General features: G+C 66.0%; 20 protein-coding genes and 1 tRNA gene. 5 read left to right on the top strand and 16 right to left on the bottom strand.

Annotated elements, in window-relative coordinates; all coding sequences use genetic code 11:
* Positions 1 to 13 precede the first annotated feature (13 nt).
* Positions 14 to 496 carry a LuxR family transcriptional regulator gene (locus tag AC5P57_RS04795; protein ID WP_099554306.1) on the bottom strand — a complete coding sequence of 161 codons (483 nt, stop codon included), beginning with the start codon at positions 494 to 496 and terminating at the stop codon, positions 14 to 16.
* Positions 497 to 687: 191 nt separating this feature from the next.
* On the opposite strand from AC5P57_RS04795, the gene AC5P57_RS04790 reads away from it, so the two are divergent.
* From AC5P57_RS04790 to AC5P57_RS04775, 4 genes are all read left to right on the top strand, one after another.
* On the top strand, positions 688 to 1,917 hold the full coding sequence (locus AC5P57_RS04790) for an MFS transporter (RefSeq protein ID WP_099554308.1): 1,230 nt from the start codon (positions 688 to 690) through the stop codon (positions 1,915 to 1,917).
* Positions 1,914 to 3,071 (top strand): ROK family protein, encoded by a 1,158-nt coding sequence (locus tag AC5P57_RS04785; protein ID WP_099554310.1) that lies wholly within the window; start codon positions 1,914 to 1,916, stop codon positions 3,069 to 3,071. The genes AC5P57_RS04790 and AC5P57_RS04785 overlap by 4 nt, the downstream gene beginning before the upstream one ends.
* Before the next feature lie 86 nt (positions 3,072 to 3,157).
* Positions 3,158 to 5,653 (top strand): TonB-dependent receptor, encoded by a 2,496-nt coding sequence (locus AC5P57_RS04780; RefSeq protein ID WP_099554312.1) that lies wholly within the window; start codon positions 3,158 to 3,160, stop codon positions 5,651 to 5,653.
* Positions 5,653 to 6,759 carry a YdcF family protein gene (locus AC5P57_RS04775; protein ID WP_099554314.1) on the top strand — a complete coding sequence of 369 codons (1,107 nt, stop codon included), beginning with the start codon at positions 5,653 to 5,655 and terminating at the stop codon, positions 6,757 to 6,759. Before AC5P57_RS04780 ends, AC5P57_RS04775 begins: the two co-directional genes overlap by 1 nt.
* A gap of 17 nt (positions 6,760 to 6,776) precedes the next feature.
* Here AC5P57_RS04775 and fauA read toward each other — a convergent pair whose 3' ends face one another.
* Both fauA and AC5P57_RS04765 read right to left on the bottom strand, forming a co-directional pair.
* A complete protein-coding gene (fauA, locus tag AC5P57_RS04770; RefSeq protein WP_099554317.1) occupies positions 6,777 to 8,948 on the bottom strand; it encodes a TonB-dependent alcaligin siderophore receptor FauA in 2,172 nt (723 codons plus the stop codon).
* Positions 8,949 to 9,059: 111 nt separating this feature from the next.
* The gene (locus AC5P57_RS04765; RefSeq protein ID WP_099554319.1) at positions 9,060 to 9,995 is read right to left on the bottom strand and encodes a helix-turn-helix transcriptional regulator; all 936 of its coding nucleotides are present in this window, start codon (positions 9,993 to 9,995) and stop codon (positions 9,060 to 9,062) included.
* A 139-nt stretch (positions 9,996 to 10,134) separates the two neighbouring features.
* On the opposite strand from AC5P57_RS04765, the gene AC5P57_RS04760 reads away from it, so the two are divergent.
* Positions 10,135 to 12,465, top strand: coding sequence for a TonB-dependent receptor (locus tag AC5P57_RS04760; protein ID WP_262236380.1), 2,331 nt, complete (start codon positions 10,135 to 10,137; stop codon positions 12,463 to 12,465).
* Positions 12,466 to 12,584: 119 nt separating this feature from the next.
* Here AC5P57_RS04760 and AC5P57_RS04755 read toward each other — a convergent pair.
* The 13 genes from AC5P57_RS04755 to AC5P57_RS04695 all read right to left on the bottom strand — a co-directional run bounded on the left by AC5P57_RS04755 (position 12,585) and on the right by AC5P57_RS04695 (position 25,067).
* Positions 12,585 to 12,677: transfer RNA gene (locus AC5P57_RS04755), tRNA-Ser, on the bottom strand.
* Between the two features lie 78 nt (positions 12,678 to 12,755).
* Positions 12,756 to 12,959 carry a carbon storage regulator CsrA gene (csrA, locus tag AC5P57_RS04750; protein WP_004152909.1) on the bottom strand — a complete coding sequence of 68 codons (204 nt, stop codon included), beginning with the start codon at positions 12,957 to 12,959 and terminating at the stop codon, positions 12,756 to 12,758.
* Between the two features lie 147 nt (positions 12,960 to 13,106).
* Positions 13,107 to 15,755: an alanine--tRNA ligase gene (alaS, locus tag AC5P57_RS04745; RefSeq protein WP_099551440.1), complete on the bottom strand. Its 2,649-nt coding sequence runs from the start codon at positions 15,753 to 15,755 to the stop codon at positions 13,107 to 13,109.
* A gap of 109 nt (positions 15,756 to 15,864) precedes the next feature.
* The gene (gene recX, locus AC5P57_RS04740; RefSeq protein ID WP_005409024.1) at positions 15,865 to 16,356 is read right to left on the bottom strand and encodes a recombination regulator RecX; all 492 of its coding nucleotides are present in this window, start codon (positions 16,354 to 16,356) and stop codon (positions 15,865 to 15,867) included.
* 110 nt (positions 16,357 to 16,466) lie between these two features.
* Complete coding sequence (gene recA / locus AC5P57_RS04735; RefSeq protein ID WP_049428133.1) at positions 16,467 to 17,504, bottom strand: recombinase RecA; 1,038 nt, start codon at positions 17,502 to 17,504, stop codon at positions 16,467 to 16,469.
* A 204-nt stretch (positions 17,505 to 17,708) separates the two neighbouring features.
* Positions 17,709 to 18,344, bottom strand: a complete 636-nt coding sequence (lexA, locus tag AC5P57_RS04730) for a transcriptional repressor LexA (RefSeq protein WP_099551441.1) — start codon at positions 18,342 to 18,344, stop codon at positions 17,709 to 17,711.
* Positions 18,345 to 18,537: 193 nt separating this feature from the next.
* A complete protein-coding gene (ubiB, locus tag AC5P57_RS04725) occupies positions 18,538 to 20,220 on the bottom strand; it encodes a 2-polyprenylphenol 6-hydroxylase (protein ID WP_262236393.1) in 1,683 nt (560 codons plus the stop codon).
* Between the two features lie 34 nt (positions 20,221 to 20,254).
* The gene (locus tag AC5P57_RS04720) at positions 20,255 to 20,749 is read right to left on the bottom strand and encodes a CinA family protein (protein WP_262236378.1); all 495 of its coding nucleotides are present in this window, start codon (positions 20,747 to 20,749) and stop codon (positions 20,255 to 20,257) included.
* A 122-nt stretch (positions 20,750 to 20,871) separates the two neighbouring features.
* Positions 20,872 to 22,182: a ribosome rescue GTPase HflX gene (gene hflX / locus AC5P57_RS04715; RefSeq protein ID WP_262236377.1), complete on the bottom strand. Its 1,311-nt coding sequence runs from the start codon at positions 22,180 to 22,182 to the stop codon at positions 20,872 to 20,874.
* Positions 22,183 to 22,196: 14 nt separating this feature from the next.
* Complete coding sequence (gene hfq, locus AC5P57_RS04710; RefSeq protein ID WP_004152891.1) at positions 22,197 to 22,472, bottom strand: RNA chaperone Hfq; 276 nt, start codon at positions 22,470 to 22,472, stop codon at positions 22,197 to 22,199.
* Positions 22,473 to 22,568: 96 nt separating this feature from the next.
* Positions 22,569 to 23,522, bottom strand: coding sequence for a tRNA (adenosine(37)-N6)-dimethylallyltransferase MiaA (gene miaA / locus AC5P57_RS04705; RefSeq protein WP_262236374.1), 954 nt, complete (start codon positions 23,520 to 23,522; stop codon positions 22,569 to 22,571).
* Entirely contained in the window at positions 23,522 to 24,418 is an 897-nt protein-coding gene (gene folP, locus AC5P57_RS04700) for a dihydropteroate synthase (protein ID WP_262236371.1), read from the bottom strand. The genes miaA and folP overlap by 1 nt, the downstream gene beginning before the upstream one ends.
* Before the next feature lie 463 nt (positions 24,419 to 24,881).
* The gene (locus AC5P57_RS04695; RefSeq protein WP_043034328.1) at positions 24,882 to 25,067 is read right to left on the bottom strand and encodes a hypothetical protein; all 186 of its coding nucleotides are present in this window, start codon (positions 25,065 to 25,067) and stop codon (positions 24,882 to 24,884) included.
* Positions 25,068 to 25,092: the final 25 nt, after the last annotated feature.

Raw genomic sequence — 25,092 nt, 5'->3', positions numbered from 1 at the left:
GCGGACGGAACCGCTAGGGTATCCGCTTGAACAGGTTGGTCTGCAGGATCGGTGTACCGTCATGGCTGTAGAACGCCTTGGTCTCGGTCATCGTCGTGCGGTCGGCCGCTACGGTGTAGATGCGGGTGGACGCTGGCGTGCCATGGTCCACCAACTGCATCACCAGGGTGTTCGGCGCCGGCAGTTTCAGGTTGGCCTTGTCCGCGCCGTAGGTGCCGGACAAGGGCCCCGGCGTGCCGTCCAGCGCCAGCGTGCCGTCGGACTTCATGGTCTTGCCGTCGTGCAGGACGATGTCCACGTGTGAACTCCAACGACCCGCACCGGCGTCCTTGAACTCCAGCACCACGTGCTTTGGGCGCTGCGCTTCGGGTAGCGCAGACGTGGCGATATCCAGCGACCAGCGCCCCAGCAGCGGTGAGGGCGAAGCTTCCACTGCCAGCGCCGGAACGGCGGAGAGCGAAAGCACAGACAACAACACAGCGGACAACAGTTTCATACGTTGCTCCGTTCCAGTGAAGAAAGCGCTGCGTGACGCGTGATGGGGGGCAGCAGGGCGAATGCTGCGCGCCTGCGGCAGGGGGTGCAAGCCACTTGCTGAACGCCCGGCCACGCGCCATGTCAGGGCCATGTCACACAGGGGTAGTAGAACGATCCAGCATCTCCGGCTCTTCCCCCCATTACACGGCGTTGAACACGCAGCCCTCGCCACGGCACCTCTATGCCGCCGGCCACTTTGCCCGCACCCTGGTCTGGTCGTTCGTGGATCTGGTGCTGGGCTACTACCTGCACGCCCGCCTGGGGCTGCCGGCGGCCCACACCGGCCTGCTGCTGGCCATTTCATTGGCCTACAGCAGCCTGCTCGATCTGCTGCTGGCCGCCGTGTTCACCCGCCTGCGCAACCAGCAGCGCCTCGCCCTGCGCCTGCAGCTCATCGGCGGGCTCGGCACGGCCGCCAGCGCCTGCCTGCTATTCAGCCCGCACAGCGCAGCCGGGCCCACCTTCCTGCCATTGCTGGTCGCATCGTTGCTGTTCCGTACCTGCTATGCGGTCTACGACGTGGCGCAGAACGCACTGACTTCGTTGCTGCCCCGTGACGAGGACGAGGCCATGCGCTATGTCTCCACGCGCGCCGTGGTGGTGCCCATTTCCAAGCTGTGCATTGCCGCGGCGTTGTTCAGCGTGGTCGGTCCTCCTGCGTCCCAGGGCAGTGGCAACGCGTTGTTGATCTGCATGATCATCGGCGTGCTGATCGCGGCCGCTGCGCTTCCCCTGGCCTGCGTCGCAACACCGCCACGGCCCTCCGCAACCGGGATGCCCGCTGCTGTTGCCCTGCCCCTGCCGGCACTGCTGCCGGTTCTGCTGGCCGCAGCGGCGGAGACTGCGCTGGTGGGTCTGGCCGGGCGCCTGTTCCCTTTCGCTGAACACGGGGCAGCACTGACCTTCGCGATGGTGGCGGGCATGGTGGTTGCCCCCTGGCTCTGCCTGCGCCTGCGTTCAAGGCTGCACAGCGAGACCGGGATGCTCGCGCTGATGTCGGTGCTTGCCGTCGCCGCCGTTGGCGGGTACCTGGCCATCCCCTCCACGCCTGTCGCGATTGCATGTGCCGCCATCCATGGGACGGCAGTGGCCAGCGTCGGCCTGGTACTGTGGCGACGCACCGCGCTGATCGCCCATCGCCATGCCGCCCATAGCGGACGCGACGATGACCTCAGCTGTTTTGCACTGCTCACCGGAACCATGAAGCTATCCATCGCGGCCTCTTCCTTGCTGCTGGGCGAAGTGCTGCCCGGTATACAGGCGGGCGATCCGGGCACCGCGGCCACCCTGGTCTCGCTGGTCGCCATCGGCAGCCTGCTTTCGCTGGCCGCATTGGCCTGGCCCATCCCGCCAGCACGTACCGAGGGCCTGCGCCCGTGAACCTGGCCCCGACATCGCGGCTGCGCCGCAAGCCGCTGATCGCGCTGGATGCCGACCACAAGCGCATCATCTGGCTGTTGCGCACGATGGGCGCCGTTCCCCGCATCACCATCGCCCACCAGCTGGGCATGCACAACGGCGCGTTGACCCGCCTGGCGCGTGAACTGCTGATGCTGGAAGTGATCGAGGAACAGGGACAACTGTCCGATGGCCAGCGTGGCCGTCCGTCGGTGCCACTGGCGCTGTCCGGTCGGGGCGGCTATGCCGCCGGTGCCACGGTGCATCCCGGTTGGCTGGAGATCGCACTGGTGGACTTCGCCGGCCAGGTCATCGCCCGTGATGCCACCGCGTTCGACAGCGCAGATCCCCACGATTTCGTCTATTGCGTGGACCAGCGCCTGCGCAGCCTCACCAGCAGCACCGGGCTCATGCGCGCCCGTTTCCTCGGCCTCGGCGTGGCGGTCCCCGGGCCCGTGGTCGAAACCGGTCCGGCACGCCGGCACGCGGTGGACTGGCTGCATGGCTGGCGCGATATCGACAACGACCAGTTCTTTGAAGACTACTTTGGCTTTCCGGTCTGGGTGGAGAACGATGCAACCCTGGCGGCGCTGGCGGAGTACTACGACAGCGGGCTGATCCGCGACTGCGCTTCGGCGCTGCTGCTGTATGTCGGCCATGGCGTGGGCGGTGGCGTGATCCATCGGCGTGATGTGATGCGCGGTGAATTCGGCAATGCCGGCGACATCGGCCGCCTGTTCCGCATGGACGCGCCGCGCCCCTCGGGCATCGACCTGCTGGCCACGTTGCGCGAGGCCGGCGCTGGAATTCCATCGCTGTTCGAGCTGGAGGCCTGCCTGGAAAGCCATACCGGCATCATCAGCGCCTGGGCCGAACGCGCGGGCAACCAGCTGGGCGCAGCGGCCAATACCGGCGTCGCCTGGCTCGATCCCGGCGCCGTGATCCTGTCCGGTTCACTGCCCCGCCAGGTACTGGAAGCCCTGGGGCAACACCTGCAGCAGCCAGCACGCTGGAGCAGTGCGCTGGACAGCCTGCGCCTGCCGCAGGTGCATGTGTCCCGGCTGGGAGGATCCGCAGTATCGGTGGGCGCGGCGCTGCTGCCGATCCACCAGCTGGGCGCCGATGCCAGCGTTTAATTGTTTATTTCCGCCGAAGTAAACAATTCCGTCATCGCCCGGACCTACCGTGCAGCGGTCCCCCTTCCCTGCATGGCCGCCCTCCGATGAACATCAGCCCCCTGGTCCTGGGAATCTCCCTGGCCTTGATATCCCTGCACGGCAATGCTTCTGCGCAGGACGCCCCGGTCCAGAACAAGGACAGCGCCGACGCCGCAACGCTGGATGCGGTGGTGGTCACCGGTGCAGCACGCACCCAGCGTCGTTTCGATGCGTCCTTCGCGGTCAATTCACTCAGCCGCGAAGATGTGCAGAAGCTCGCACCGAAAAGCTACGCCGACCTGCTCGGGTCCGTGCCCGGCATCCATGTCGAGGCCACCGGCGGCGAGGTGCAGAACATCACCCGGCTGCGCGGCATTCCCACCGATCGTGGCTTCATCGCCTTCCAGCAGGACGGCCTGCCGCTCTACCAGGAGCTGGATGGCCACTTCTTCAACTCCGGCGACGGCATGAACCGGTTCGACGTGATGAACCAGCGGGTGGAGATCGTACGTGGTGGCCCGGCGCCGATCTATGCAAGCAGTGGCGGCGCCATCGTCAACAACATCCTGGCCGAGGGCTCGGAAGAGACCCACGGCAAGGCCCAGCTGACCGTCGGTGACACCGGGCTGTACCGCGGCGAGATGTACCAGTCCGGCGCCCTCGGCAAGGACACCTTCTATGCAGTCGGTGGATTCCTGCGCCAGCACGATGGCTACCGCGACAATGGCTTCCCGAACGACAAGGGCGGGCAGATCAGGGGCAACATCAAGCACTACTTCGATGACACCAGCTGGTTCAAGGTCAGCGGCACCTTCGTCGATGACCACAATACGTTCTACCTGCCGATCCCGGTCGCCGATCCGCGCAATCCCAGCGTTCCGCTGGACCCGTATATCGACTACTTCGACGGTACGCTGAACTCGCCGTCGCTGCGCAGTGTGAACCTGAAGTACCTCGATGGCGGCGGCGTCCTGCAGGGCATGAACCGCGACCTGGCTGATGGCCGGCACATGCGCTTCGGCAACATCGGCTTCCAGTACGAGAATACCGCCAGCGACTGGACGATCTCGCTGAAAGCCGGCTACACCAAGGGTCGCAACACCTTCGACGCACTGTACTCGACCACCAACCCGGTCGACGCACGCACCTTCGCCAACGGCTATCTGGGCGCGGCCCGTTCCGCCTTCGGTGCCGGCGTCGCGCGGATGGGCTACGCCCTGGCCGGCAGCAACGGAACGAGTGCCTACGATCCCTATGCCGACTCCGGCCTGGTAATCTCGGCCCAGTACCGGGCCGCAGATTCGGACTTCTACTCCGGCCAGGCGGACTTCAGTGCGACGCGGTTGTTTGAAACGGCCTGGGGCAGCCACGATCTGAACATCGGCGCGTACACCGCCTTCTTCGGCACCACGGCCTTCAGCCTGTACCAGGACATGCTGATGGAGATGCGCGGCAAGCCACGCCTGCTGGATCTGGTGGCCTACGGCAACGATGGCACCCCGCTGGGCTATGTGACCGACAAGGGCACGCTGCGTTACACCACCACCCTGAATCGCGGCAAGGTCGATGCCCGCATGTTCGCGGTGTATGCCAATGACACGTGGGCACTGACGGACCGCTTCAAGCTCGACGCTGGTATCCGCCATGAACGCTATCGCTATGAAGGCTACGCAGAGCAGACCGCCCAGGTCGACCTCGGCGACCGCAACACACTGGCCGACAACACCACGCGCCGGTTCACCGGCGTGGTCCAGAACCATCGCCTGGATCCGTCCGCGACCAATTGGACCGTGGGTGCGAACTTCGATTTCACCCCTTCGGTGGGTGCTTACGCCCGCGTCTCGCACATGGAGATCGTTCCCAACTCGTCAGTGGCACGCTCGATCGATCCCACCATCGTGCAGACCCAGCTGGACCAGTACGAGCTGGGCCTGAAGGCCGGATTCGGCCGGTCCTACCTGTACCTGACGGCGTTCTACACGAAGTTCGATCCGCTCAACGCCTCGTTCGTGGCCTTCAACCCGACAACCGGCCGCAATGACCAGTCGGTGCCGTTCATCGGTACCGCCGTCTCCAAGGGCATCGAACTGGATGGGCTGTTCCGGCCGCTGGACTGGTTCAGCATCGCCGGCTCGATCACGGTCAGCGATCCGCAGTACGACAGCCTGCAGAACGATTCCGGCGCCGATCCGGCTGCCGTCAACGGCAAGCAGATCGTTCGCGAGCCCAAGCTCTACGGCAACCTCCGCCCGACCTTCAGTTTCCAGCATGGCCAGGACCAGTTCGAGACCTGGCTGCGTTATGACGTGGTCGGCAAATCCTATGTTGATCTGTTCAACCAGACAGCGCTGCCCGCCTACCAGACCCTCGGCCTGGGCATTTCATGGAAGCGTGGCAACTGGGGCGCACAGCTGGTGGGCGACAACCTCACCAATGAAAAGGGACTCACCGAAGGCAACACCCGCACCGATGCCCTCGCCGGACAGGGTTCGGCCGAGGCCATCTATGGGCGGCCGCTGTTCGGCCGCAACGTCCGCCTGATGGTCAGCAGGAGCTGGTGATGCATCGACGACTTGCCTTGTCCCTTGTCCTGCTCGCCACGGCAGCGCTGCCGCTTGCGGCGGTGGCCGACGACCGCGACAGCGCCGCGCTTGCCGCACGCTTGTTCCCGACCCTCATGCAGTTGAAGCCCGATACGCTGCCCGATGATGCGCGCGCCCTCCTGGCCGAACGTACGCAGCAGCTGGCCCGCTGCCGGACCGCCACCTGCACGCTCGCGTCCGCTCGCTGGACGCCCGCGCAGGCAGGCCTGTTGACCGCCGCGGCTCCCGCGCACGCCGAGGCCATCGAACGGGAACTGGCCGGCCTCAACAATATTCTCTCCGTCTATGGCCAGGGCCAGCCGTCCCGCTACGACGCCATCGACGGCCCGGTCGGCGCGGCAGGCAGCACGCGGCTGGTCGGCGATGTTGCCATTGCCATGCAGATGAGCGAGGTGGACGCCAGCGCGGCCTACACCGCCTTCGATCGCAGCATCGCGGTGGCGGTGGGCCTGCTCGATGCCAATGACCGCCTCGATGCGATCCGCTTCGAGCCCATCAGCGCCGGGACGAACGCCGCGCCGTTTGCGCGTGCGCGGCAGCTCGATTGGAATGCTTATCCGTACAGCGCGATCATCGTTCTTGGCCAGGGACCGGATGAACTGACCACCCCGCTCAGCGCCGGCAGCAAGCTGCGCCTGAAGGCGGCCGCGCAGCGCTACGCGGCAGGTGATGCGCCCTTCCTCATCGTCTCGGGTGGTGCGGTACATCCGCGCGGCACCCGCAGCGTCGAAGCGGTGCAGATGCGCGAGGCGCTGATGGCACGCTTCGGCATTCCCGCAGATGCCATCATCATCGAGCCGTATGCCCGCCACACCACCACCAACCTGCGCAATGCAGCCCGGTTGCTGACGGCCCTGCAGGCACCGCCGCGGCAACCGGCACTGGTGGTCAGCAGTCCATCGCATATCGACTCAGTCGCCAGCAGCGCCTTCAGCGAGCGCAACCGCCATGAACTGGGTTACGTTCCGGGCAAGGTCGGTTCACGCGTTTCGCCCTACGCGATCCCGTTTGTGCCGGCTCCCGAATCGCTGCGCATCGACCCGATGGATCCGCTGGATCCCTGACCCGCGCGACGGCATCCTCAATAGCCAACCTTCACCGTGAACATCACGTTTCGCGGTGCCCCGTACCAGCCCTGGTTGTAGAAGCCGATCTGCGAGTAGTAGTGGCGGTCAAACAGGTTGTTGATGTTGACCGCCGCCGACACATTGGAACTGAACTGGTAGCGCGCCATCAGGTTCACCAGTGCGTAGCTGGGCTGCTGCACCGGCACCCGGCGATTTCCGGGCGCGGTGGCGGTCTGGTACATGCGGTTCTGCCAGTCCACGCCACCGCCGATGGTCAGCCGGTCCCAGGTACCCGGCAGCCGCCAGGTAGTGAACAGCTTGAACAGGCTGCGCGGCTTGGCGGTGTTGATCGCCCTGCCCTGCGCGTCCTGCGCGATGAAGGTGGTGAAGCTGGTGCCAAGGCTCCAACCCGGCAATGGTTCGCCGGCCAGTTCCAGTTCCAGGCCGTCCACGGTTGCGCCCTTCACCGCGCGGTAGGCCGCCTGCGTGCTGCCTTCGACCAGGCCACCGGTGGCCTCGGCGAGGTTGTCCTGCTGGGTGCGGAACAGCGCCGCCGACGCATTCAAGCGCTCCTGCAGCCAGCTGCCCTTGAGGCCCAGCTCATAGCTGCGGCCGCTGACCGGGTCGAGGATCTGCCCGGACTCATTCCGGTTGTTCTGCGGCTTGAAGATACCGGTATAGCTGGCGTAGACGCTGCTGTAGCCGTTGAGGTCCCAGACCACACCGGCATACGGCACGAACTCGTTGCGGTAGCGGTATTTGCGCTTGCTGCCAAAGTAGACCTGGTCGGTCTCCCAGTTGCTCAGGCGGCCACCGACGATCACATGCAGCGGATCGGCCAGCGACAACCGCGCCACCGCATAGGCACCGCTCTGATGATTGTCCAGATCATCGGCCTGGGTCTTGTTGCTGGCCCACACCGGCTCCGGCGTACCGGGTCCGTGCCAGTCCAGGTAGCTGGCCAACGGCGGCAGCGGCGCCAGTGCGCGGTACTGCCCCAGTGCGATCTCGTCGCGTGAACGCGACCAGCCGACGGACGCCGTGTGATGGCGGCCGAACAGCTGGAAGGGACCGGTCAGGCTGACACTGACCGCCTCGCGGCGCACCGGCCCGTCGTAGCGGGTGAAGCTGTTGCCTGCAGGCATGGCGCCGGTAACCGGATCGGGATAGCCGCCCCGGTAGAGATGCTTCATCTCCATGTCGGTATGCGAGCGGCTGTAGGACACGCGCGCCTGCCAGTCGTTGCCGAAGCGATGGTTGAAATCGAAGAAGCCATTGCGGGTGTCGGTGGTCATCCGTGCCCACGGCGCGGTGGCCGATACCGAGCGGTCGAAGCGGGTACGCGTGCCATCGGCGTTGAACAGCGCGAAGCCGCTGCCGAAGCCACGATTGTCGTTGGCCTGGTAAGAGATACCGGCGATCAATCCGGTGTCCTCGCCCAGGTCCACGCTGACCACGCCGTAGAGCGTCTTCGCGGTGCTGTCCAGGCCAGCGGTGTAGCTGTCGCCCTCTGCCTGCGCGGCGACCACACGACCACGCACGCGCCCTTCCCGGCTCAACGGGCTGGACACATCCACCCAGGCGCGGCGCGCGTCCCAGCTGCCGAGGCTGATGCCGCCACTGGCAGCAAAATCACGCAGCGGGCGCTTGCGCACATGGTTCACCGCAGCCGACGGATTACCGGCACCGGTCATCAGGCCATTGGCACCGCGCACGATCTCGATGCGGTCGTACACCACCATGTCCAGATTGTTCTCGCCGAAGTTCCATGGCGACAGCACCGGCATCACCACGCCATCGAACTGGTAGTTGTCGATATCGAAGCCGCGTGCCGAGAATGAGTAACGGTTGGCATCACTGCGCGTGACCGAAATGCCCGGAGCGGTGGCCAGCGCATCGGCGGTGCTGAGCAGGCCACGATCCTCGATCTGCTGACGGGTGATGACGCTGACCGACTGCGGCGTCTGCCGCGAGGTCAGCGACAGCCCCGTCGCCGTGCCCATGGAATCGGTGGTGTAGGAACGCGAGGTTTCGGTGCTGCCATCGAGGTCGGCCGTGACCTGCACGGTGGGCAGCTGCGAGGTCTTCGCAGCAGGGGCGCGCTCGGCGCTGTGGGCAGTATTGAACAGCGCCAGGGTCGTGCCGATGGCGGTTGCCAGGGCGCGCGGGCGGATACAGGCGGGCATGGGAGATCCAGCAGGAGGGAAAGGCTGGATGAGAATTATTGTCATTTGAGCGTGAGCACACGTATGCCCTAACGCAGCAGATGTATGCGCGCTGCCGGCGCTGATCCGGGGTCAGCGCAGCTGGCTGGGCGCGATGCCGTAGCGCGCACGGAATGCGGTCGCGAAATTCGTGGCATGCCGGTAGCCGACCAGATGCGCGGCCTGCTGCACGCTGCAGCCCTGCCGCAGCTGCTCGCAGGCCAGTTGCAGGCGGTGCTCGCGCAGCCAGCCGAACACCGAGCACTGGTACACCTGCTGGAACTTCAGGCGCAGGCTGCTTGGGCTCATGCAGGCCAGGCGCGCCAGATCCTCCAGGCAATGGTCGGCGGCCGGAGCCGCCTCCAGGCAATCCATCACCCGCTGCAGCATGCGGCGATCACGCGCTGAAACACGCAGGTCCGGCGATGCCTCCCGCGCAGGTGCGCCCAGCGCCAGGGCCAGCATCTGCAGGCCGATACTCTCGCACAGCAGTGCATGCATCGCCCCGTGCCAGCTGCCCGACAGCAGCTGGTCGGCGGCGTGCTCGAGGTGCCCCGGGACCTGCCAACCACGCAACCGCGGGTGACCGGTGCGGTGGGCGGTGGACAGCAGCTCGCTGATCATCGGGTCGTCAATCCCGTCGGGCGCGTCCAACGAGACATTCAGGCTGCGCATCCGCTGCCCTGCGGGATGAATCGCGGTCATCGGCGCCGCCTCGGCCAGCACCATCGCGCCTGCACCCGGGCTCATGCCGATCACCGCCTGCCCGGCCAACCGCGCCCCTGCACGTCCCTCCAGCATCACGATCACCGAGAAGGCCGGCGGCGACTCCGCGTTTGCCTCGAACGGCTGATGGGCGATCACGTCCGACAGCGCCAGGGTCATGCCCGGGCGCAGGCGACGCTGCTCCACCCTGCCCTGCACCACGCACTGTTCACCCGGCAGATCGGCGGCCAGCGCAGGCAGGCGATAGCGGAAGCCGCTGCTGCGGCCCAGGCGATCGAGGTCGGCAAGGGTGAGGTTGAGCATGATGGGACCAGGCGGGATCGTCCTGCATTTTCATATGCGAACCATTCTCATATCCAGCCCTTGCCGCAAGGCCCATTCCACCCTTGTCGATACAAATAGTTACGTTATAACATTTCACATCATTTTCACGGATCGTGCCATGCGTCGCCACCTGCTTACTGCTGCCATTCTGTTCGCCGTCCACTCCGCCCAGGCCGCGGACGAACCCACCCTACCCGCCCTCCGGGTCGAGGCCACCCAGCCCTCGCGCATCGACAGCCGGGTCACCGTCGACAACCCGCAGGCGCAGAACCGCACCCTGGGCAACCTGCTCGAACACGTCTCCGGCGTGCAGAGCAGCGCGTTCGGGCCGAATGCCGGCGCGCCGGTCATCCGCAGCCTCAGCGGCAACCGCGTGCAGATCCTGCAGGACGGCCAGTCCATCCTCGGCATGAACGCGATCAGCGGCGACATCAACATCCCGTTCGATCCGCTGTTCGTACGCAGTGTCACCGTCAACAAGTCTTCCGACACCGTGCGCTACGGCGGCAACGCGATCGGCGGCAGCGTGGAGATCGATCCGGGCCTGATCTCGCGCAGCATGGAAGACAAGGACCAGTCGATGGAACTGGTCCTGCGCAAGGGCTTCAATGCCGCCGACGCGCAGGGCTTCCGCATGAACTTCAACAACCAGCGCAACCTCTCGACCAACCTGCTGGTCTCGCGACAGCGCATCTCGCACTACGACATCCCCGGCAACAGCAAGGCCAGTGCCTGCAACACCCGACTGTTCCCGCCTACCGGCGGCGTCAACTCGGCGCTGGCCGACAGCTGCCAGAAGGAAGCGCGCGTGCAGCAGATCTACAACAAGGCCTCGCAGCCCTACATCGACCAGTTCATGACCGAGAATCCGGACTGGGCCGATGGTGATTTCTCGTTCTTCACCAACAACCCGACCTCGGTCTGGCAGCGCCGTACCTATATCAATCCGGTCAATCCTGCCTATGTCGCTGGCACGCCGTCGTACGTGCAGAAGCAGATCAACAACGACGTGACGCCCGATTACCATCACCGGTTGGGCAACAGCTACGCGCGCAATTCGCAGGTGGCGTTCGGGTCGACCCTGTTCTTCGAGCGGGGTTACGTGGGTGTCAGCATCGATGCCAAGGACAGCGAGTACGGCGTGCCGGGGTTCTCGATGCAGAACCTGTCGTTCGGTTCCAACTATGCCAACGGGCTGCCTGTGGGTGTGGTGATCAAGCAGGAACGCTACGCCCTGGAAGCCCTGCTGCGCGATCCGCTGCCGTGGTTCGAGCGCGCCGAACTGCGAGTCTCCAAGCTGGACAACACCTCGGGCGAGCGGCTGGGTGCCACCCGGGCCAACGACTACGATTTCGAGAGCACCCAGGCCGCGCTGCTGCTCAGCCATCAGCGCCTCGGTCCGCTCAGCGGCCTGCTGGGCTTCAGCCATCAGTCGCGTGATGTCACCGGCAGCGGCTCGCTGCGCTACCTGCCTGACGTCGACACCCGCAGCAACGCGGTGTTCCTGAAGGAGACGCTGGACTTCGGCTGGGCCAGTTTCGACGCTGGCGTGCGCCACGAGCGCGTTGACCATGACCTGCAGCCAAGCCGCTTCAAGACCGCACGCAATGCCGCCAACACGAAACTGCAGGACCGCGACTACCGGCTCAACAGCTACAGCCTGGGATCGTATGCCGAGCTCGGTCCGTTGTTCGCCGCAAAGGTGAGCTACTCGTCGTCGCAGCGCGCACCGGAGATCAACGAGTTGTATGCGAGCAATGCTCACTATTCGGTGATGACCCAGGAAGAAGGCAACCAGAACCTCGAGCCGGAACGCGCGAAGAACCTGGAACTGACCGGCCTGTTCCACCTCGGTGGTTTCGAACTGTCGGCCACCGCCTACCGGATGAAGTACGAGAACTATCTATACCTGGGTTACTCGGGAGTGCAGACCGCCAACCGCCTGCCGCTGAAGTACTGGAAACAGACCGACACCACGGTGAAGGGCTTCGAGATCGATGCCTCGCAGGCATTGGACCTGGGCCGCTACGGCACGTTGAACGTGTCCGCCTTCGCCGACCTGGTGAAGAACAAGGCCGATCACCCCGACTCGTTGCGTGCCCACAATGACGGCGAGTACCTGCCGAACATGCCGACCAATCGCTACGGCGCCAACCTGCAGTGGCAACGGGAGGGCTGGAAGGCGCAGCTGTCCAGCACCTACTACGACACGCAGAAGTACCTCGGCCGCAATGTCAGCGAGGAAGTGCCACTGGATGCCTTCAACCTGGTGGACCTGCAGGTCAGTCGTGAGCTGCCGGTACGCAACAGCTACATCGCCGGCATGGAGGTGTTCGTCAACGGCAGCAATCTGCTCAATGAAGAAGCACGCCCGCACAACTCGCCGCTGAAATACATCGCGCCGTTGCCGGGGCGTGGTTTCCAGGTGGGTGTGACGGTAAGGCTCTGAGCCGGGGCATCCGAAGCGCCATCCATTGATCTCTGATCAGTGGATGGCGCACCGGCAATGAGTGTCACCATAAAGAAAAACGCCTGCAGATCGAGGATCTGCAGGCGCTTCTTTGTATCTGGCGGAGTGAGAGGGATTCGAACCCTCGATAGAGCTTTTGACCCTATACTCCCTTAGCAGGGGAGCCCCTTCGGCCACTCGGGCATCACTCCGGGGTTTTCTCCGCGTCTGGTGCGTTGCACCTCAGCGGGGCGTGAATCATAACGTTAATCGAGTGCGAAGGTAAAGCGTTATTCGGCAGAATTTTCGCTACCGGTGCCACCGGCTTCGTCACCGCGCTGGATGCGCTGATAGATCTCTTCGCGATGCACAGCGACGTCCTTCGGCGCGGTGATGCCGATACGCACCTGGTTACCCTTGACGCCAAGCACGGTGACGCTCACCGAGTCACCGATCATCAGGGTTTCGCCGACGCGGCGAGTCAGGATCAACATTTTTGTAAGTCTCCATGGAACCGTGTGGAAGGGTATCCCCCACCGGCTTGACGCTCCGTCAAGAAGCGCTACCACGACAAAGGGAAAAGATTCGCAATGGTACCGTCAGCCGTCCCGCTCCTACAAGGAGGGGGACGGCCAGGTTCATCACAGGCGGGGGCTGACCCATTCGACGACTGCAGCCAGCGCAGTGGCAAGGGCGGGCCCGTCCTCGCCACCACCCTGGGCGAGGTCCGGGCGTCCGCCGCCCTTGCCCCCGATCTGACCGGCGATATGGGACAACAGTTCCCCGGCCTTGACCTTGCCCATTGCACTGCCGTTCACACCCGCGACCAGGGCGGCCTTGCCGTCCTGGGCACCGGCCAGCACGATCACCGCGTCGCCCAGCTGCTGCTTCAGGCGGTCCATGGCGTCACGCAGGGCCTTGGCATCGAAGCCCTCCAGGCGGGCCGCCAGCACCTTCACGCCAGCAACCTCGACGGCCTGGCCGGACAGGTCGGCCGTGGCACCGGCGGCGATCTTGGCCTTCACGGCTTCCAGTTCCCGCTCCAGCTGCTTCTGGCGCTGGCCGAGTGCACGGATCTTCTCGACCACGTCGGCGGCGCTGCCGCCGAGCAGTTCAGCGGCCTCGGCCAGGCGGGCCTCTTCGGCGTCCACGTAGTCCAGGGCGCCCTGGCCGGTGACCGCTTCGATACGGCGCACGCCAGCGGAGACACCGCCCTCGGAGGTGATCTTGAACAGGCCGATGTCGCCGGTACGGTTGACGTGGGTACCACCGCACAGTTCGGTGGAGTAGTCACCCATCTTCAGCACGCGCACGTGCTCGCCGTACTTCTCGCCAAACAGGGCCATCGCGCCGAAGTCCAGCGCTTCCTGCATGCCCATGTTGTGCACTTCGGCGGCGTTGTTGGCGCGCACCTGCTCATTGACCTTGCGCTCGATCACGGCCAGTTCTTCCGCGCTGATCGGCTGGAAGTGCGAGAAGTCGAAACGCAGGCGGTCCGGAGCGACAAGCGAGCCCTTCTGCTGCACGTGGGTGCCCAGCACTTCGCGCAGGGCGGCGTGCAGCAGGTGGGTGGCAGAGTGGTTGAGGATGGTGGCGCCACGGCGCTCGCCATCGACCTGGCCTGACAGCACATCACCGACCTTCAGTCCGCCTTCGGACAAGGTGCCGACGTGGCCATGGAACTGGCCGGCGAACTTCTGGGTGTCGTCCACCACCAGGCGCACGCCGCTGCTGGTGAGCACACCGGTGTCGCCGACCTGGCCGCCGGACTCGGCGTAGAACGGGGTCTGGTTGGTGATGACGATGACTGCGTCACCGGCATCGGCCGATTGCACCGGACGTCCGTCCTTGAGCAGGGCCAGCACGGTCAGGCCGTCGGCCTGCAGGCGGTCGTAGCCAAGGAACCGGGTCGGGCTCAGGGTCGCCACCAGCTCAGCCGGCAGGGTCACGCCACCACCGAACTTGCCCGCCGCACGGGCGGTCTCACGCTGCTGCTCCATCGCGGCATCGAAGCCGGCGATGTCGACCGTCAGATCGCGCTCGCGGGCGATGTCCTGGGTCAGGTCGAGCGGGAAACCATAGGTGTCGTACAGGCGGAAGGCGTCAACACCCGGGATCACGCCGTTGCTGGCCTTGCCGGCCACGTCCTCGAAGATCTTCATGCCGGCATCGAGGGTTTCCGCGAAACGCTCTTCCTCGGCCTGCAGCGCACGGGTGACGGTGTCCACCGCTGCCGGCAGTTCGGGATAGGCCTCGCCCATCTGCTCGACCAGGGTCGGTACCAGCTTGCTGAAGAACGGCTGGCGCACACCCAGCATCCAGCCATGGCGCAGGGCGCGGCGGATGATACGGCGCAGCACGTAGCCACGGCCTTCGTTGGACGGCAGCACGCCATCGACGATCAGGAACGAACAGGCGCGGATGTGATCAGCGATCACGCGCAGCGACTTGTTTTCCAGGTCGGCGGTGCCGGTCAGCTCGGAAGCCTTGCGGATCAGTGCCTGGAACAGGTCGATCTCGTAGTTGGTGTGCACGTGCTGCAGGATCGCCGCCAGGCGCTCCAGGCCCATGCCGGTGTCCACGCACGGCGCCGGCAGCGGCACCAGGGTGCCGTCGGGCTGGCGGTCGAACTGCATGAACACCAGGTTCCAGATTTCGATGAAGCGGTCGCCGTCTTCATCCGGGGAGCCCGGGGGGCCGCCCGCGATATGGTCACCGTGGTCGTAGAAGATTTCCGTGCACGGACCACACGGGCCAGTGTCGGCCATCTGCCAGAAGTTGTCCGAGGCGAACGGTGCGCCCTTGTTGTCGCCGATGCGCACGATGCGCTCTTCCGGGATGCCGACCATGTCCCGCCACAGCGCGTACGCTTCGTCATCGGTCTGATAGACGGTGACCAACAGGCGCTCGGCCGGCAGCTTCCAGACCTGGGTCAGCAGTTCCCAGGCCCAGGCGATCGCGTCCTTCTTGAAGTAGTCGCCGAACGACCAGTTGCCCAGCATTTCGAAGAAGGTGTGGTGACGTGCGGTGTAGCCGACCTGGTCGAGGTCGTTGTGCTTGCCGCCCGCGCGCAGGCAGCGCTGGACGTCGGCCGCGCGCACGTAGCTGCGCTTTTCCGCGCCAAGGAACACGTCCTTGAACTGCACCATGCCGGAGTTGGTGAACAGCAGGGTCGGATCATTGCCCGGCACCAGCGGCGCCGACGGCACGATGGTGTGGCCTTTGCCCTTGAAGAATTCAAGGAAGTCGCTGCGGATCTGGGAAGTCGTGAATTTGGCGGATGCGTTCATTGGGGGCTGGCAGTCTGCGGGCCGGCGGGCCCGGACCACCGGCCGCATTGGCCAGGGTCGCGAGGGACCGCCGAAAACCTAAAGGGTATCAGGCCCGGCGCCGCCAGTCTCAGTCATCCGGGTCGTAGCGGGTCGCACGGCGGATGCTGTCGCCGTCGAAGCCGCGTCGGGCCAGCAGATCGGCGGCCTTGCGCCGCTGGGTCAGGTCCTGCGGGCCGGCCTCGCCAAAGCGCCTGCGGACCAGATCACGGGCGTTTTCCTGCCAGTCGCCTTCGTAGCTGTCCATCGCGGCGGCAATCGCGGCACTGTCCAGGCCGTGGGTCCCCAGCTCGGCGCGGACATGGATCGGCCCATAACCGGTATTGGCGCGCATCCGCACCAGGTTTTCGGCGAATCGGGTGTCGTCCTGCCAACCGGCCTCGGTCAGCTTGGCGACAGCGGCCTGCGCGGCTTCGTCTTCGATGCCACGGGCGGTCAGCTTGCGGGTGAGCTCCTTGCGCGAGTGCTCGCGGCGGACCAGCAGGCCCAGCGCGCGTTGCACGGGGGTCTGCTCACGCGGCCGGCGTTTGCGGCCCGTCGGAATGTCTTCGGCGTCGGACATGGGTACTCCAAGGGTGGCGCCATCCGTGGCGCCCAGCCCATCCCTGGGCGATTCGAACCTGCGGGACAGGGCGACGTCACTGACGGCGCCGCCCTGCCCCACAGCAAGCCTTACTCGTCGTCGCCTTCGTCGTCGCCTTCCTCGCGGGCCGCTTCGGCCGGCTGGAATTTCTCGCGAAGCTCGGCCTCGAGCTTGGCGGCGACGGTCGGGTTGTCGCGCAGGTAGCCGCGGGCGTTGTCCTTGCCCTGGCCAATGCGTTCTTCACCGTAGCTGTACCAGGCGCCAGCCTTCTCGACCAGCTTGGCATCAACACCCATGTCGATCAGTTCGCCTTCGCGGCTGATGCCTTCGCCATACAGGATCTCGGTGATGACCTGCTTGAACGGAGGTGCCAGCTTGTTCTTGACGACCTTGATCTTGGTCTGGTTACCGATGATCTCGTCACCCTTCTTGATCGCGCCGATACGGCGGATGTCCAGGCGGACCGAGGCGTAGAACTTCAGCGCGTTGCCACCGGTGGTGGTTTCCGGGCTCTGGCCCGGCATCATCACGCCGATCTTCATGCGCAGCTGGTTGATGAAGATCACCAGGGTGTTGGAGCGCTTGATGTTGCCGGTCAGCTTGCGCAGCGCCTGGCTCATCAGGCGGGCCTGCAGGCCCGGCAGCTGGTCGCCCATCTCGCCTTCGATTTCGGCCTTCGGGGTCAGCGCGGCGACCGAGTCGATCACCAGGATGTCGACCGAACCCGAACGGACCAGCATGTCGGCGATTTCCAGCGCCTGCTCGCCGGTATCCGGCTGCGACAGCAGCAGGTCGTCCACGTTCACGCCCAACTTGGCGGCGTAGATCGGGTCCAGCGCGTGTTCGGCGTCGATGAAGGCTGCGGTGCCGCCCAGCTTCTGGCATTCGGCGATGGCCTGCAGGGTCAGCGTGGTCTTGCCCGAGGATTCCGGCCCGTAGATTTCAACGACACGGCCCTTCGGCAGACCACCAATGCCCAGCGCGATGTCGAGCATCAGCGAACCGGTCGGGATGGCTTCGACGGGCTCGACCACGCGGTCGCCCATGCGCATCACCGAGCCCTTGCCGAACTGCTTTTCGATCTGGCCCAGAGCTGCAGCGAGGGCGCGCTTCTTGTTCTCGTCCATCGGATTGGTCCTTGCAGAGGTCGTGTCGTTGGAGGTGCTGTCTTTGGGGGTCTTCTTTGCCATGGGTTCACTTTAAGTCGGACGTATCGCACAGGCTGAGATTCTGCCCGGCGCTCTGAAAAGAATTATCGGACATCCGTACCAACCTCAGTGGAACCAGAGAATCGCCACAAAAGACCGCGGGGTAATGCGCTATGGAACGGGTCAACGGTTGGGCCGCAGCAGGCCGCAATAGAGGCCTTCGATCGCGAAGTCCTGGTCCGGCAGCACCTCGATCGGCTTGTAATCGGGATTGCGCGGCAGCAGGCGGATACGATCCTTGGCGATCTTCAGCAGCTTGACGGTGATCTCGTCATCGATGCGGGCCACCACGATCTGCCCGGAATGGGCGTCGCGGGTGCGGTGCACGCCGATCAGGTCACCGTCGAAGATGCCCTCGTCGATCATCGAATCGCCCTGCACCTTCAGCAGGTAGTCCGGCGCCGGCGAGAAGAACACCCGGTCCAGCACCACGAAATCGTCCGAGCCGATGTCGGCGCCGATCGGCAGGCCGGCCGCGACCCGGCCGAGCACCGGCAGGCGCAGCACGCTGTCGGGCAGGCCCGGCTCGGCCAGCGTTTCCACTGGCGGCGCCTGCACCAGGCGGATGCCACGGGCCTGGCCGGGGATGCGACGGATCGCACCGGCCTGCTCCAGGGCTTCCAGGTGGTACTGGGCCGCGCGCACGCCCTTGAAGCCGAACGCACGTGCGATTTCAGTCTGCGACGGCGGTGCGCCTTCGCTCTCGATACGCTCGGCGATCAACTGCAGGATCGCCTGCTGGGTGTCGGTCAGGTCCATGGTTAGTAGTATTACTACTAACATGTGGGACTGCAAGTGCCGGGGCGGGTTCTGTAGTGCCGAGCCCGTGCTCGGCAAGCGTCGCCGGGCTTGGCCCGGCACCAGGAGCAAAAGCAGCCGACCAGCGGTCGGCTCTACAGGAATCGCGGAGCGATTCCGCGCTTCCCGCTGGGAACCGCTGCGGCAAACACACTCACGTGTGTTTACCGCTTCTCCATATCGAGAACAGGATCCACACGCCGCAGAAGCCGGCGCCGATGAAGCCGCACACGCCCAGTGCCAGCAGCCAGCGACTGGAGACGCCGCCGACGCTGTGCATCACGATCGACGAGCCGATGATCAGCGCGGCGGTGACGATGCCCATCACCAGCCGGTTCGCGGCGCGGTTGACCTGCTCGCCGAACCCCTGCAATGCGCTGGTTTCCACCTTCAGCTGCAGGCGCCCACGGCGCGCCGCCTGGACCAGCTTGCGCAGGTCGCGCGGCAACTCGCCAGCGAAGTCAACCAGGCCCAGCAGGCTGCGCCGGCCTCGCTTGAGCAGCGCCCTGGGCGCATAGCGCTGCAGCACCACCCGCTCCAGGAACGGGCGCGCGGCACTGGCCATGTCGAAATCCGGGTCGAGCTGCCGACCCATGCCTTCCAGGGTCAGGAACGCCTTGATCATCAGCGCCAGGTCGGCCGGCAGGGTCAGGCTGTAGCTGCGCAGCAGCTGGGTGATATCGCCCAGCATCAGGCCGATGCGCAGGTCCTTCAGCGGCACGCCACGATACTGATCAACGAACTGGCTGATGTCGTGCTGCAGCCGGTTCTCGTCCACTTCCACGCCACCGGCCCAGTCCAGCAGCACGTCGGCCACGCCCTGCGGGTCCTGCTCGACCAGCCCGTGCAGCAGTTGCGCGACCTGGAAGCGGCGCACTTCCGACAGCGCGCCGACCATGCCGAAATCGATCACGCCGATACGGCCGTCGCGCAGGTAGATGATGTTGCCCGGATGCGGGTCAGCGTGGAAGCTGCCGTCCTCCAGCACCATCTTCAACACGATGTCCGCACCGCGCCGTGCCAGTTCGCGCCGATCCAGTCCTGCCGCATCGACGCCGGCGAGGTCACGGCCGGGAATGCCGTCGACGAAGTCCTGCACGTTCAGGCTCTCGCAGGTCCACTGCCAGTGCACGCTCGGAATCAGGATGTCGTCGCGGCCTTTGAAGTTGCGCGCGATGCGCTCGGCATTGCGGCATTCGGCGGCGAAATCCAGCTCGCGGCGCAGCGATACGGTGAACTGCTGCACAACCTCGGCCGGACGATAGCGACGCAGGTCCAGCAGTCGGGCCTCGACGATCTCGGCCAGGCGGGCCAGCAGCCGCAGGTCGGCCTCGACCACATCGCGGATGCCGGGACGGCGCACCTTCAGCACTACCTCGCGACCATCATGCAGGCGCGCGCGATGGGCCTGCGCCAGCGAGGCGGCGGCCATCGGGGTTTCATCGAGGAACGCGAACACGTCCTGCGGAGACGCACCAAGATCGGCTTCGAGCTGCTCGCGGATATCCGCGTATGGCAGCGCCGGCACCGCGTTCTGCAGCTCAGAGAGCTCGGCGATCCATTCCGGCGGCAGCAGGTCGACGCGCGTCGCCAGCACCTGGCCGAGCTTGACGAAGGTCGGGCCGAGATCCTGCATCGCGCTGCGCACACGCACCGGCGCGGTCATCCGCAGCAGTTCCTGCCGCTCCTCGTTCCAGTGCAGCAGGCGCCCTGCCCGCTCCAATGTGCTGGCCAGGCCGATGCGCCGCACCACGTCGCCGAAGCCATAGCGGATCAGGACGACGGCGATTTCCTGCAGTCGGCCCAGGTCACGGACCGTGCCCAGCGTTTCCCACATCATGCGTGCTCCGGACGATTACCGGAGCAGCATGTCACAGCTGGGCGTCGATACCGCGCAATGCCGCTGCCACGGTTTGCCGGCGGATGGCTTCGCGGTCGCCATCGAACTGGAACAGCTCGGCGCGGGCATAGCCGCCACGGCGCTTCCAGCCGATCCAGACGCTGCCGACCGGCTTGTCCGGACTGCCGCCACCGGGGCCGGCGATCCCAGTCACCGCCACGGCGATGCCGGCGCCGGAATTGACCAGCGCACCGGACACCATTTCCAGCACGGTTTCGCGGCTGACCGCGCCAAACTGCTCCAGCGTCTGCGCACGCACGCCCAGCAGGCGCTGCTTGGCTTCGTAGCTGTAGACCACCATGCCGCAGTCGAAGAACGCCGAGGAACCGGCGATATCGGTCATGCACTTGGCGATCCAGCCACCACTGCAGCTTTCAGCGGTCACCAGCTGCAGCGAGGCCCGCTGCAGGCGCTGCCCGAGCGCGGCGGACTGGGTATTGAGTTCAGCGTCGGTGGGAATGGACATCGGCATGACGGTGGGGTGAAGAACCTGCACGTTGTACCGCAGATGACAGGCGGATGTCGCGGGCCTCCGGCGCGGTTGCGTTGCCGGCCAGCGGCCGGCACTACCAGGCATCGGCCGCTACCTCACCACTCCGGCAGTTTCTCCGGCAGCAGCGCCCGGATCGGCGCGCCGTCAGCACTGGCAGCCAGCTTTTCGGCTTCGGCAATCGGCAGGTCGACCTGCAGCAGCCAGCCGTCTTCGTCGGCCTGCTCGCTGCGGATCACTTCCAGCTGGTGCAGGCGCGCACGCAGGCGGCCGGCATCCGGCGGCAGGCGCAGTTCGCCGGTGACATGCTGCAGGCCCAGGCGCTTGCCCAGCACCGACTGCAGCAGCTCCAGGCCCTGCCCGTCACGCGCGGAAATCCACACCCGCTCGCGACGCGACTCGTCCGGGATACCGTCCTGGCCATCATGGCGGACCTCGGCGCCGTCGATGCGATCGATCTTGTTGAACACCAGCAGCTGCGGCAGGTCACCGGCACCGACCGCGGTCAGTACCTCGTCCACCTGGGCGATGCGCTCCTCGCGGTGCGGGTCAGCGGCGTCGACCACGTGCAGCAGGAAATCAGCCTCGCGCGCCTCGGACAGGGTCGAGCGGAACGCGGCGACCAGATCATGCGGCAGATCACGGACGAAGCCGACGGTATCGGCCAGCACCACGTTGCCACCCGGCACCGCGATGCGGCGCACGGTCGGATCCAGCGTTGCGAACAGCTGGTCGGCGGCATAGGCCTCGGCGCCGGTCATGGCGTTGAACAGGGTCGACTTGCCAGCGTTGGTGTAGCCCACCAGGGCCACGCGCGGCAGCTCGCTGCGCACACGCGCACGGCGCATCTGGGTGCGCTGCACTTCGACCTTTTCCAGGCGCTTCTGCAGCTGCTCCACGCGCTTCTGCAGCAGGCGGCGGTCGGTTTCCAGCTGGGTTTCACCCGGGCCGCGCAGGCCGATCGAACCGCCGCGCTGGCGCTCCAGATGGGTCCAGCCGCGCACCAGCCGCGTGGCCAGATGACGCAGCTGCGCCAGCTCGACCTGCAGCTTGCCTTCGTGGCTGTGCGCACGCTGGGCAAAGATGTCCAGGATCAGGCCGGTGCGGTCGATCACCCGGCGCTCGAGGAAGCGTTCCAGGTTGCGCTCCTGGCCCGGGCTCAACGCATGGTTGACCAGGATCAGGTCGGCACCGCTGGCGTCGGCCGCGGCCTTGATCTCGTCCAGCTTGCCGCTGCCGATCAGGGTCGACGGATTCGGACGGTCCAGGCGCGCGGTGATCGTCGCGGCGATGCTGGCCCCAGCCGAGCGGGCCAGATCGCCGAATTCTTCCAGCACATCGTCTTCCAGCTTGCCGAAATGGGGCTGGATCAACAGGGCGTGTTCGCCCTTTTTCGAGCGGTCAAACATTCACCGCTCCGGTCTTACTCGTCTGCTTCATCACCTGCCTGACCACCTTCACCCGACTGCACGTAACCACCGCCCGGACCGACCTTCACGTTGCGTGCCGGGACGACCGTGGAAATGGCGTGCTTGTAGACCATCTGACTGACCGTGTTGCGCAGCAGGACCACGAACTGGTCGAACGACTCGATCGTGCCCTGCAGCTTGATGCCGTTCACCAGGTACACCGAAACCGGCACGCGTTCGCGCCGCAGTGCGTTCAAGAAAGGATCCTGCAGCGATTGCCCCTTGGACATTGCACACTCCTGATTATTGTTCTTATTGGGTTGCCGACGGTTGCCACGGCCCCCGAGCCGCCCGCCGACCGATGATGTTACACGGCTGGCGGGGGTTCAGCGTGCGACGAAGGTCGACACCGCGCTGGCCAGGCGCTCCCCATCGACATGGGGGTCGAACCAGCGCGCATCAAGCTCGCCGCGCAGCCAGGTCAGCTGGCGCTTGGCAAGCTGGCGGGTGGCGAAGATCGCCTTGTCACGGAAACGGGCGGCATCGCCCGCCCCGTCCAGGTACTCCCAGGCCTGGCGGTAGCCGACCGCGCGCACCGCCGGCAGGTCCAGCGGCGCCGTCACGGCGGCCATTTCCGGCATCGCGCGCAACGCCCGCACCTCGTCGAGAAAGCCCTGCGCCAGCATGGCGTCGAAGCGCGCTTCGATACGCTGGTGCAGCACCGCGCGGTCACGTGGGGCCAGGATCAGCTTCAGGGTGCGCACCGGCAACGGCGCCACACCCGGCCGGCGCTGCCATTCAGAGATGGGGGTGCCGGTGAGGCGATAGACCTCCAGGGCCCGTTGGATGCGCTGCGGGTCGGTGGCATGGATCCGCGCCGCGGCAGCCGGATCGACCTCCGCCAGCTCCGCATGCAGTGCTGCCCAACCGCGTTCGGCGGCTTCGGCGCTGAGCGCTTCGCGCATCACCGGATCGGCCTCCGGCATCGGCGACAGGCCCTGCAGCAGGGCCCGGAAGTACAGCCCTGTGCCACCTGCGAAGATCGGCGTTTTGCCACGCGCCACGATCTCCGCCACGACCCGGCCGGCATCGGCGGCGAACTCAGCCGCCGAGTAGGTCTGCCAGGGATCGCGCAGGTCCAGCAGATGGTGCGGCGCCTGCGCACGCTCGGCCGCATCAGGCTTGGCCGAACCGATATCCAGGTGGCGGTAGACCAGCGCGGAATCGACGCTGACGATTTCGCCATCCAGCTGCTGTGCCAGGGCGATCGCGGTGGCAGTCTTGCCACTGGCGGTCGGCCCCATCACGGCGATCGCCAGTGGCCGCCGGTCGATGCCCATCAGTCTTCGTCCGGCCAGCGGATCGTCGGCGTGGCGTCGGCACGCGGCGTCGGCACGGCTTCCACCGCCTGCCAGATCTTCAGCGCATCGACGGTGGCCGCCACGTCATGCACGCGCACGATGCGCGCACCGCGCTGGACCGCGATCAGGTGTGCGGCCACCGAAGCCGCGACCCGCTCGGACGGCGTGTCGCGGCAGGTCAGTTCGCCCAGGCTGCGCTTGCGCGACAGGCCGGCCAGCACCGGCACGCCCAGTTCCAGGAAGCGCTCGGAGCGCGCCAGCAGGGTCACGTTGTGCGCGGTGGTCTTGCCGAAGCCGAAACCGAGATCGATCAGCAGGTTCTTCTTCGCAATGCCCGCCATCTCGGCGGCGAAAAGGCGCTGCACCAGGAAGCCATGCACCTCGGCAACCACGTCGTCGTAGTGCGGGTCGGCCTGCATATGGCCCGGCTCGCCCTGCATGTGCATCAGCACCACCGGCACGCCGGTTGCAGCGGCGGCGTCCAACGCCCCGTCCTGACGCAGGCCGAAGATGTCGTTGATCATGCCGGCGCCAGCGTCCACCGCCGCGCGCATCACCTCCGGCTTGAAGGTGTCGATGCTGATCGGCACCTGGGTGCGGGCCGCCAGCTGCTCGATCACCGGAATCACCCGGCGCAGCTCATCCTCCACCGATACCGGCGCAGCGCCCGGGCGGGTGGATTCGCCACCGATATCGAGCAGGTCGGCGCCTTCCTCCACCAGCTTCAGGCCGTGAGCGACGGCGGCATCGGTGGTGTCGTGCGCGCCGCCATCGGAGAACGAGTCCGGGGTGACGTTGACGATGCCCATGACCCGGGCACGGTCGAGGCGCAGTATGCGGCCGGCGCAATCGAGCTGGGGCGAGGTATCGAACATGGGCAATCCTGCAGGGACAACGGCGGGTAGTTTAGTTCGGCAGGGCGGCGCCCTGCACCCGCAGAGGCCAGGGCAACAGCAACAGCGGGTTTCCTGTGGGATGGCGGGGTGGGTCCAGTTGCGGGGGACGCCGCAAATACGTCCATGTAGGCTCGGTCGCCGCATCCATGCGGCTCACGCCCCCGCAACCGGACCCACCCCGCCTTCGACAGATCTCCGCGATCTGCAGTAGATCCACGCCATGCGTGGATGAATCTCCATCGGAATCGAATATTTCGAATTGGAATCGAAATGCATCCACGCATGGCGTGGATCCACCGTGTCGACCAAGGTCGACACCTACCAACAGCAGCACGAATCTGTCAGAGGTGGGGCGGTGTCGCTGTTGCTGTTGCTGCTGCTGAGGTTGCCGGCCAGCGGCCGGCACTACCACGGGTGCAGGGGGCAGCCCTCCCGACACCCCTCAACGGCGGCGGCGCTTGCGGTCCACGTACAGGGTCTTGGCGATGCTCAGCACGATGCCGACACCGATACCCACCACGCAGCCCAGCAGCAGGTTGTCGGCTCCCAGGCCTACACCCACGCCGACCACGGTGGCGATGACCATTTCGACGGTGTGGGAAATCGGTTCGGGCTTCGGGGCGGACATGCGGGCTCCAGCGTCAGATCAGTTC

The organism is Stenotrophomonas sp. YJH_SMC_79 (assembly GCF_059367995.1).
This window is presented reverse-complemented; position numbering and strand designations above follow the sequence as displayed.